At 31.6% G+C, this 9,486-nt stretch carries 11 protein-coding genes; 5 read left to right on the forward strand and 6 right to left on the reverse strand.

Going from position 1 to position 9,486, the window contains the following annotated elements; all coding sequences use genetic code 11:
- Positions 1-24: 24 nt before the first annotated feature.
- Together rlmH and L6Q46_RS10100 are read right to left on the reverse strand one after the other, a co-directional pair.
- Entirely contained in the window at positions 25-498 is a 474-nt protein-coding gene (rlmH, locus tag L6Q46_RS10095) for a 23S rRNA (pseudouridine(1915)-N(3))-methyltransferase RlmH (protein WP_291284193.1), read from the reverse strand.
- A gap of 53 nt (positions 499-551) precedes the next feature.
- Positions 552-2,027: a TonB-dependent receptor gene (locus L6Q46_RS10100; protein WP_181452392.1), complete on the reverse strand. Its 1,476-nt coding sequence runs from the start codon at positions 2,025-2,027 to the stop codon at positions 552-554.
- Between the two features lie 117 nt (positions 2,028-2,144).
- On the opposite strand from L6Q46_RS10100, the gene L6Q46_RS10105 reads away from it, so the two are divergent.
- Genes L6Q46_RS10105 through L6Q46_RS10115 form a run of 3 tightly spaced genes read left to right on the forward strand, consistent with a single transcriptional unit; the run spans position 2,145 to position 4,911 of the window.
- The gene (locus L6Q46_RS10105) at positions 2,145-2,909 is read left to right on the forward strand and encodes an MBL fold metallo-hydrolase (RefSeq protein ID WP_291284194.1); all 765 of its coding nucleotides are present in this window, start codon (positions 2,145-2,147) and stop codon (positions 2,907-2,909) included.
- 5 nt (positions 2,910-2,914) lie between these two features.
- Positions 2,915-3,409, forward strand: a complete 495-nt coding sequence (locus L6Q46_RS10110) for a hydrolase (RefSeq protein ID WP_291284195.1) — start codon at positions 2,915-2,917, stop codon at positions 3,407-3,409.
- A gap of 14 nt (positions 3,410-3,423) precedes the next feature.
- Positions 3,424-4,911, forward strand: a complete 1,488-nt coding sequence (locus tag L6Q46_RS10115; protein ID WP_291284196.1) for an aminotransferase class V-fold PLP-dependent enzyme — start codon at positions 3,424-3,426, stop codon at positions 4,909-4,911.
- Positions 4,912-4,929: 18 nt separating this feature from the next.
- On the opposite strand, the gene L6Q46_RS10120 is transcribed toward L6Q46_RS10115, so the two are convergent.
- Entirely contained in the window at positions 4,930-5,811 is an 882-nt protein-coding gene (locus L6Q46_RS10120) for a lysophospholipid acyltransferase family protein (protein WP_291284197.1), read from the reverse strand.
- Between the two features lie 80 nt (positions 5,812-5,891).
- Here L6Q46_RS10120 and L6Q46_RS10125 point away from each other — a divergent pair, with 80 nt between their 5' ends.
- On the forward strand, positions 5,892-6,518 hold the full coding sequence (locus L6Q46_RS10125; RefSeq protein WP_291284198.1) for a rhomboid family intramembrane serine protease: 627 nt from the start codon (positions 5,892-5,894) through the stop codon (positions 6,516-6,518).
- Positions 6,519-6,575: 57 nt separating this feature from the next.
- Entirely contained in the window at positions 6,576-7,268 is a 693-nt protein-coding gene (locus L6Q46_RS10130) for an SIMPL domain-containing protein (protein WP_291284199.1), read from the forward strand.
- 221 nt (positions 7,269-7,489) lie between these two features.
- Here L6Q46_RS10130 and L6Q46_RS10135 read toward each other — a convergent pair whose 3' ends face one another.
- From L6Q46_RS10135 to L6Q46_RS10145, 3 genes are all read right to left on the reverse strand, one after another.
- The gene (locus L6Q46_RS10135) at positions 7,490-7,930 is read right to left on the reverse strand and encodes a hypothetical protein (protein ID WP_291284200.1); all 441 of its coding nucleotides are present in this window, start codon (positions 7,928-7,930) and stop codon (positions 7,490-7,492) included.
- A 158-nt stretch (positions 7,931-8,088) separates the two neighbouring features.
- Positions 8,089-8,754 (reverse strand): hypothetical protein, encoded by a 666-nt coding sequence (locus L6Q46_RS10140; RefSeq protein WP_291284201.1) that lies wholly within the window; start codon positions 8,752-8,754, stop codon positions 8,089-8,091.
- 160 nt (positions 8,755-8,914) lie between these two features.
- Positions 8,915-9,463, reverse strand: coding sequence for a hypothetical protein (locus L6Q46_RS10145; RefSeq protein WP_291284202.1), 549 nt, complete (start codon positions 9,461-9,463; stop codon positions 8,915-8,917).
- Between the last annotated feature and the right edge of the window lie 23 nt (positions 9,464-9,486).

A 9,486-nucleotide genomic window follows, 5' to 3' on the forward strand; every position in this document is an offset into this window, starting at 1 on the left:
AATTATTTCTCATTGATTCTTTTATTACTGATGATGATACGGCTCGTTTCTCAAAATCGTAAATCCTCTATATATCTGTTCAATTACAAATAATCGCACCATTTGATGTGAAAACGTCATTTCGGATAACGAGACTTTTCCTTGTGCTTTTTGGTAAACGGTTTCGCTAAATCCGTAAGGGCCACCGATTACGAATACTAAGGTTTTAGTTCCCGCATTCATTTTCTTTTGTAAAAAATCGGAGAAACCTACGCTGCTATATGTTTTTCCGTTTTCATCGAGTAGAATTAATTGGTCGGTTGCTGTGATTTTAGATAAGATCAATTCGCCTTCTTTTTCTTTTTGTTGGGCTTCCGATAAATTCTTTACGTTTTTGATATCGGGGATGATTTCCAAATCAAATTTCACGTAAAACGACAAACGCTTGGTGTAATCATCAATTAAGGTTTGTAACGCTTTATTGTCTGTTTTTCCGATAGTTAAAAGACGAATGTTCATGTGAATGGTTTTGTGAAATGAAAAATCACTCTTTTTAGGAGTGATTTTCAGTATTAGTTAATTTCTTCAGCTTCTTTTTCTTTAAAATCGACTTCGCAAGCGTAAGAGAATAATTTTTCATTTTTAATGATATCAGCAGTTCCTTCCGGAAGCATATCTTCCCAACCTGATTCCCCTCGGCAAATCATTTTTAAAATTTTTCTTGAGAAAATATCTAAGTTTTTTTCATCAAAATCTTTGATATCAATAACTTTTCCATTGAATTTAAAGAATTTGTACAATTCTTTCATTCTAGGATGTACTTTTAAGTTTTCTGAAGTAATGATGTTGCCATTATTATCTTTCATAGGATATAGATACACTTTTAAGTCGCGATAGAACAATTTTCCAAAAGCTTCTAAAATTCCTCCTGATAAATGGCGATAGTATTTTTCGTCAAAAATTTCAATTAAGTTATTAACTCCCATGGCTAATCCCATTCTAGCTTTCGAATAGTTAGAGAAGTATTCCACAACTTTGAAATATTCTTGGAAGTTCGAAATCATTACAGTTTGCCCTAATTTACATAGTAATTCGGCTCTGTCCAAGAAATCGCGTTCGTCAATTTCTCCTTCTGCTTTTAAGTTGGAAAGTGTGATTTCAAAAACTACAAAAGTATTTTCTTTATCAACTTTGTTTTCCTGAATGAACATCTCATAAGATTTCTTGTACATGTTCATGTTTACCTTAGTAACAGGTCTAAAACTTCCTCTTAACGCTAAAATATTTTTCTTATACAAAACAGCTGCTGGAAGTATGTTTTTTCCATCAGGACCAAACATAACGGCATCCGTCATTCCATTTTTAACTAATTGCAAACTCATCAAACGATTGTCTACATTCGCAAAACGAGGACCAGAAAAGTTAATCGTGTCGATTTCTAATTGGTCTTTGTCTAAATGGTCATATAAGTAACGAAGTAATTTTTTTGGGTCGTTGTATTTATAAAAAGCACCATAAATTAAGTTTACACCAAGGATTCCTAGAGTTTCTTGTTGTAATTTGGCGTCATTTTCTTTAAAACGAATGTGTAATGTAATTTCGTTATAATCTTCGTCTGGTTCAACTTGATACACGATTCCAACCCAGCCATGTCCTTTAAACTGTTTCGCAAAATCAATAGTTGCTACAGTATTGGCGTAACTAAAAAATAATTTATTAGGATGTTTGTCTCGGCTTAAACGTTGTTCTACCAAATTAATTTCATGAGACAACATCTTTTTTAAGCGACTTTCCGTTACATAACGACCATCTTCTTCAACACCATAAATAGCGTCACTAAAGTCTTTATCGTATGCTGACATTGCCTTTGCAATAGTTCCAGACGAGGCGCCAGCTCTAAAAAAGTTACGTACTGTTTCTTGTCCTGCTCCAATCTCAGCAAACGTTCCATAGATGTTTTCATTAAGATTAATTCTTAATGCTTTATCTTTAATAGAAGGAATTTGCTCTATCTCTCTGTCTCCACGAACTTTAATATCTGTAACCATGCTTTTCATTAAAATAATTTTTGGGGTACTTTGGAAAAAAATAGTCTCCAATGGCAAAGTTAATCATTTTATAAAAACTACCATAATTATTGTTATTTTTGTGCAAAAGATAAGGCTTTGAAAATTTATTTTTTAGGAACAGGAACCTCTCAAGGAATTCCAGTAATTGGAAGTCATCATTCGGTGTGCTTGAGTACGGATAAAAAAGACAACAGATTGCGAGTTTCAGTATGGATTGAAACCGAGAATACTTCTATTGTTATCGATTGTGGTCCCGATTTTAGACAGCAAATGCTAAATTCCAAATGTCCTAAAATTGACGGATTATTATTTACACACGAACATGCTGACCACACTGCGGGTTTAGATGATATTCGTCCGTTCTTTTTTAAACAAGGTGCAATTTCCATTTATGCACATGAAAGAGTTTTAAAAAATTTAGAACGAAGATTCGATTACATCTTTGAAACCGAAAATAAATATCCAGGAGCGCCTTCAGTTTCTGAAAATGAAGTAATTAATAACCAATCGTTTTTGGTGAATGATGAAGTTGTTATTCCTGTCAACGCTTATCATGGTTCGTTGCAAGTTTTTGGATACCGAGTTCAAGATTTTGTGTATTTGACTGATGTGAAGACAATGGAAGCTTCTGAAATTGAAAAAATTAAAGACTGTAAGGTTTTGGTAGTGAATTGCTTGCGAGAAGAACCACATAACACACATTTTAATTTAGAAGAAGTTTTACATTTCATATCTTTGGTGCGTCCAAAAACAACTTATTTAACGCACATTAGCCATTTGTTTGGTTTTCACGAAGAAATTCAGAAGAAATTGCCAGAAAATGTGTTTGTAGCTTATGATAATTTAGAAATTAATATTTAAGATTTATGAAGAACGTAATTTTGTATGCTTTGATTTTCTCGTTATTGTTTAATGTGTTCCAATATGTGAATTCAACAAAAATATTAGACGCAAAAGACAAAGAAGTACTAAAAGTAAAAGCGAATTTAAAAACGTCTAGAGATTCTGTTGCTAGTTTGGCTAATGCTAATTATTTTGCTTTGGAAAGCGACGAAGATGCGCAAGAATATTTCTTTTCTAACAATTTAGATTATCAAAAAGTAGCTGTAAAAGTTAAAGAAGATTTGATTAGTTTAAACGAAAATAAAAAAGGTAATCCGCTTGTTCCTTATGAACCAATTGATGGTGTTCCGTTTTTGATTAACACATCAAAAATTCTTAACCATAGATGGATAATTGCTGAATTTTCTTGTGGCGATTTATGGGGTCAAGTTTTAATAAAATATTTTGTCTCAGAAGGAAAACCAACTGATTTTGAAACAGTAGAAACGGTTTTATACGAAAGACAAACGAAAGAATAAATAAAATACAACGCATGTCAACTACAACAACTAAAACCCAATTAGAATGTTACTTTGAGGAGTTCAGAAAGGATATAATTGGAATTAATCAAAGTTTTCAATCGCCTTTTGGGGAAAAGAAAATCATTTACACCGATTGGACAGCCAGCGGAAGATTATATCGCCCAATTGAAGAAAAATTGATGAACGATTTTGGTCCGTTTGTTGCCAATACGCATACCGAAACTTCAGTTACAGGAACGGCTATGACAATGGCGTATCATGAAGCGCGCCACATTATAAAACATCATGTAAATGCATCTGATTCGGATATTTTAATTACTGATGGAACCGGAATGACTGGTGTTGTAAACAAATTTCAACGTATTTTAGGACTTCGTATCCCAGAGAATTTAAAAGAGTTTACAGCGATTCCAAACGAGTTGAAACCAATCGTTTTTATTTCACACATGGAACACCATTCGAATCAAACATCTTGGTTAGAAACCATTGCTGATGTAGTGGTAATTCCAGCCGATGAAAACGGTTTGTTATGCGTTAACGAATTGAAGAATTTACTAGAAAAATACAAAGACAGAAGTTTTAAAATAGCTTCAATTACGTCTTGTTCAAACGTAACTGGAATTAGAACGCCTTATCACGAAGTAGCCAAATTAATGCACCAAAATAACGGTGTTTGCTTTGTAGATTTTGCTTGTTCGGGTCCGTATGTGAATATCAATATGCATCCAGAAGATTCAGAAAGTTATTTGGATGCGATTTTCTTTTCACCTCATAAATTTTTAGGTGGTCCTGGAACTTCAGGCGTTTTGATTTTCAATAAAGATTTATACAAAAACAACGTTCCCGATTGTCCAGGAGGAGGAACCGTAAGTTGGACAAACCCTTGGGGCGAACACAAATATATCGACAATATTGAAGATAGAGAAGATGGTGGAACTCCAGGTTTCTTACAAGTAATGAAAACTGCTTTGGCGATTCAGTTAAAAGAAAAAATGGGGGTTCAAAATATTTTAGATAGAGAACATGAAATTGTTGATTACATTTTTGAAGCTCTTGGAAATATCGATAACTTACATATTTTGGCAAACCAACACCAAGATAGGTTAGGAGTCATTTCGTTTTACATTGATGATTTACATTACAATTTAGGAGTAAAATTATTGAATGATAGATTCGGAATTCAAACGCGTGGTGGCTGTAGTTGTGCAGGAACTTACGGGCATTATTTATTACACGTAGACCAAGAAACATCGCACGATTTAGTTTGTAAAATTTCTTCAGGAGATTTAATTCAAAAACCTGGATGGATTCGTATGTCGATTCACCCAACTACTACAACGGAAGAAATTGAATTCGTTTGTGAAAACATTAAAGCTTTAGCAGCTAATCATAAAGAATGGGGAACGGATTACGAATACAATCCTAAGACTAATGAATTTGTGCATAAAAGTGCCAAAGGGGAAATCAAAGAAATGGTTCACAATTGGTTTAATTTATAAAAAGAAAAAGCTCAGTTATTACTGAGCTTTTTCTTTCGTATGTTTCCATCTTTTATGCGTCCATAAGTAAAACTCTGGTGCTTCGTAGATTTGTTCTTCTACTAACTTCAAGAATTTATCAGTAATTTCATAATTAGGAACCGATTTTACGTCTTCCGAAAGCACTTCAAAGCTTGCTTGATAATAACCACGTTTTATTTTTTTAGTTCTAAGAAAAATCACATTCATATCAAAACGTTTGGCTAACATTTCGGCACCCGTATGCACAGGAACAATATGTCCCATAAAAGGCGCCCAGTGATAAGCAGAACTTGGTTTTGGCGATTGATCACTCGCAAATCCGTATAAACTTAACACGTTATTTTTGTGATTATCTGCAATGGTAGGTATTGTTTCTTTAGTTGTAATCAATTCCGCTTTAAATTTAGAACGTATACGCTTTACCAATTTATCAAAATACGGATTCGCTAATTTTTTATAAATCCCAATTCCTTTACAGTGAATGTGGTAATTCATCGAAACAACCCATTCGTAACTTGCATAATGCGCGCACATTAAAGCAATACTTTTATTTTTTTTCTCCAAATCATAATATACCTCCATGTTGCTAAAAGTAAATCGTTTTTCAATTTCTTTTTGCGATATAGAAATGGTTTTAATCATCTCTAAAAACATGTCGCACATGTGACTATAAAATTTCTTTTCAATTTTTAATCTTTCAGCTTCAGATAAATGAGGTAAGGCTAATTTAATGTTTGCTCTAACTACTTTTTTTCTGTAACCAATGATGTAATAGGTTATAAAATATATAAAATCAGAAAGTAAATAGAATATAGGGAACGGTAGAATAGATATTATCCATAAAATCGGATAGATAAGTATGTAGACTAATAACTGCATTCGTGAAATTTTTTACAAATATACCTTTTTAGTTGGAAGTAAATTTGACAAAGTATTCCTAAATTTACAAAAAAAACTTTATGAACATTGTTTTATTAGTGATTCTTGCCGCGAATGCTTTAATTAGTTTCAAAGCCTTTAACGATACCCAATTTTTTAGAAAGTACGAATTTCACATCGGAAGCATCCGTTCTGGCGAACAGTTTAGAATGTTTTCATCTGGATTTTTACATGTCGATTTAATGCATTTGGCTTTCAATATGTTTACCCTTTATATGTTTGCTCCTTATGTAATTAATATTGTTGGAGCAATGTATTTTGCGTATTTGTATTTTGGAAGTTTAATAGGAGGAAATTTGCTTACCTTATATTTTCATAAAGATGATTACTATTATCGATCAGTAGGAGCTTCGGGCGCGGTAATGGGAATTATATACAGTGCCATTTTATTAGAACCTAATTTGTATATGTACGGAATTATTCCAGGTTATATTTTCGGATTTGCTTATTTGCTATTTTCAATTTACGGAATGAAAGCAAAGAGCGATAATATTGGTCACGTAGCGCATTTTGGTGGTGCTATTGGCGGATTTGGAATTACATTAGCAAAATTTCCTTTTTTAGTTACCGAAGAATCAAAAACAGTAATAGCGTTATTGGTTCCTATTGTAATTTTATTTATCATGGCTAAATTGAAGAAAATTTAAATGAATTCATTTTTGGCACAATACTTGAAAACTATAAATTATTAAAATATTAAGATTATGAAAAAATTAGTAATGATACTATTATTCTCAGCAGGTATGTTACAAGCACAAGAAGTAAAAACAGTTCCACAAATTAGTGTTTCTGGCGAAGGAAAAATCAAAGTAACTCCAGACGAAGCGATAATTACAGTTGCCGTGGAAAATACAGGTAAAGAAGCAGCCGAAGTAAAAAAGAAAAACGACGAAATCGTAGATAAAGTGTTGAAATTAATCAAACAACGCGGAATTCCAACAGCCGATTATCAAACGCAACGTGTGAATTTGTACAAAAACTACGATTATAACACTAAGAAATACAATTATGTAGCCAATCAAACCATTTCAATTCATTTGAAAGATTTGTCTAAATACGATAAATTAATGATGGATTTGGTAGATAGTGGCATCAATTCGATTCAAGGTGTAGAATTCAAATCATCTAAAATTAAAGAATACGAAAGTCAAGCACGTAAGAAAGCTATTTTAGATGCAAAGCAAAAAGCTGAAGATTACGTTTCGGTTTTAGCGGGACAAAAAGTAGGGAAGGCGTTAGTAATTTCAGATAACTCCTTTACAAATTATCCACGACCAGTGTATGCCGAAATGAAAACCATGGCAATGGCTGATGGTGCATCAATGCCACAAGAAACATTAGCAATAGGAGAAATTGAGATAATTTCAAATGTATCAGTTTCTTTTATATTGGAATAAGAAAATAGTTTAAAAAATAGAAAAGCCAGAATGTAAATTCTGGCTTTTTGTTTATCCTTTAAAAATAGCGAGTAGCCATATACAGCTTTTTAATGTAATTTTAAATAATAATAAATTAACATGTCTAAGCAATTAAGTAAAAAAACATTCCATTCAGCAGCGGATATTCCGTAGGAAAATCTGGAAGTAGCCATTGAAGCAAACCGCTGTTGTGGTTAGTTTTATAAATAATCGTCTATGTTTTTTATTACTTCTCTAAATATATTTTTAAGTATTTCTAACTTATCTTTTTGTGAAGCGTATGATTTTAAAACATCAATAGGTGTTTTTCCGTTTTTATTCTTTATGTCTATTTGGGCGCCATTTTGGATTAAAATATTAACCATTTCCATAGCTTCTGGATAAGGTTTTTGGATATCATTTTGAATCATTCCATCCATGCAATAATCAAAGGCTAAACTCAGGGGGAGTCCGCATTCTATGTTTACATTTGCTCCATTTTGGATTATAAATTCTAAAACTTTCGGGTTGTCACTGTTAATTGCAGCATCTATAGGATAAATTCCAGAGTTGTATTTAGTATTAATATCGATGCCAGATTTTATTAACTTCTCTGCATTTTTTAGGTCTGAATTGAATAAATAATCTGTTAGTTCTTCCATATCAAAATTAACCATAACGTTTCGTGTCTTGCTCTCAGTGGTGTTGAGCCAACACCAAGCCATTACAAATATAACAAAACATTCCATTCAGCAGCGGATTTTCCGTAGGAAAATCCGGAAGTAGCCATTGAAGCAAACCGCTGTTGTAGCACGTTTTTTTAATTATTAAGAATCCAATTTATATTTGATATAGCGTCATTATATTGTTCTTTAAATGCTCCATCTAGTTGATAGTTAGTTATCTTTTCAAGATTTAATAAGATATCAAGGGCTTTTTCGTTTTTTATTAATGCTAAAAGTTCTAATTTTCCAATAATTTCTTCCCAATCCCAATCATATTGCATTCCATTATCTTTATTCAATATTATGTCATTAATAAATTCATTTTGTTCAAAATCTGACATTTGATTATTAATATTAAAAATTGGTTTTGGAGGAATTTTAATAATTTTATTATTCTTCACTGTAAAAATCTCAACTGAAATTTTTTCAAATTGCCATTCCCATTTTTTTCCGCTAGGAAGAAGTTTTAACTCAAAAATTTTGAGAGTATCATTCTTAAATTCATATGTACAAGTTTGAACAGCAGAATATTCGCTTATAGATTTTTCAGATGAGCAATCTATGACGTTAAATTCTAAAATTAAATTATTTTCTTCAAATCCACAGATGATAAGAGATTGACCATTTTTAAAATTAAAATTTTTAATTGGTTTGTCATTACGAGAAGAGCCAATACCATCAATACAAAGGCAAGTTTTATCCTGAGCAATTACATTTAAATTACTTGTAAAAATAAATACGATAATTATGAATGTTCTCATTTTTTAAAATGTGCTACAACGTTCTGCGGCTTGCTCTCAGTGGCGTTGAGCCAACACCAAGCCATTACAAATATAACAAAACATTCCATTCAGCAGCGGATTTTCCGAAGGAAAATCCGGAAGTAGCCATTGAAGCAAACCGCTGTTGTGCATTCGGTTTTTATCCAATTAGTTGTGGATTAAATGTTAAAATTATTCCCCAAATTGAAATATTAATTCCAAATACAGTCATTAACAAACCAATTATAAATTTTGAACTTGATGATGTTTCTTTCACTATTAAACCTATTTTTTCAATTGGTAATTTCTTTTGAAATAATCTTTTAGATACTAACATAGATTCTTTTACTTCTAAGTCTTCAATATTTTTAATAAAGATTTTGTGTATTCCAAGATTTTCAATTTCAAAACTATAGAATTCGGTTGCTAATCTTCCTTTGTAATGAAATTTGAATTTCAGATTTTTTTCAATAGTATTTAATTTCGTCTCGTTATGGGTAATTTGAGTTTCAAAGTTTCCCAAATTATTTGCATAACTTCCACCAACTACAGAAATTGAATACGTACCAATTTTTTGAAAATTTATTTCATTTTCAGTTAGTTTTAATTCGCTAATAATTTCGTTTCTGTAATTTTTTATCAGTGTTTTTATACCAAAAACAAACATAACTAATCCAATTATTCCGATTAGAAGAAATATTATTTGCATTTATTTTAAGAATTTAATTTTAG

Source organism: Flavobacterium sp. (assembly GCF_023151265.1).
Lineage (GTDB): Bacteria > Bacteroidota > Bacteroidia > Flavobacteriales > Flavobacteriaceae > Flavobacterium.

Excerpts from the sequence above, each read along its gene's own strand:
- rlmH (WP_291284193.1), bottom strand. The coding sequence starts at position 498 with ATGAACATTCGTCTTTTAACTATCGGAAAAACAGACAATAAAGCGTTA.
- L6Q46_RS10100 (WP_181452392.1), bottom strand. The coding sequence starts at position 2,027 with ATGGTTACAGATATTAAAGTTCGTGGAGACAGAGAGATAGAGCAAATT.
- L6Q46_RS10110 (WP_291284195.1), top strand. The coding sequence starts at position 2,915 with ATGAAGAACGTAATTTTGTATGCTTTGATTTTCTCGTTATTGTTTAAT.
- L6Q46_RS10115 (WP_291284196.1), top strand. The coding sequence starts at position 3,424 with ATGTCAACTACAACAACTAAAACCCAATTAGAATGTTACTTTGAGGAG.
- L6Q46_RS10120 (WP_291284197.1), bottom strand. The coding sequence starts at position 5,811 with ATGCAGTTATTAGTCTACATACTTATCTATCCGATTTTATGGATAATA.
- L6Q46_RS10125 (WP_291284198.1), top strand. The coding sequence starts at position 5,892 with ATGAACATTGTTTTATTAGTGATTCTTGCCGCGAATGCTTTAATTAGT.
- L6Q46_RS10130 (WP_291284199.1), top strand. The coding sequence starts at position 6,576 with ATGAAAAAATTAGTAATGATACTATTATTCTCAGCAGGTATGTTACAA.
- L6Q46_RS10135 (WP_291284200.1), bottom strand. The coding sequence starts at position 7,930 with ATGGAAGAACTAACAGATTATTTATTCAATTCAGACCTAAAAAATGCA.
- L6Q46_RS10140 (WP_291284201.1), bottom strand. The coding sequence starts at position 8,754 with ATGAGAACATTCATAATTATCGTATTTATTTTTACAAGTAATTTAAAT.
- L6Q46_RS10145 (WP_291284202.1), bottom strand. The coding sequence starts at position 9,463 with ATGCAAATAATATTTCTTCTAATCGGAATAATTGGATTAGTTATGTTT.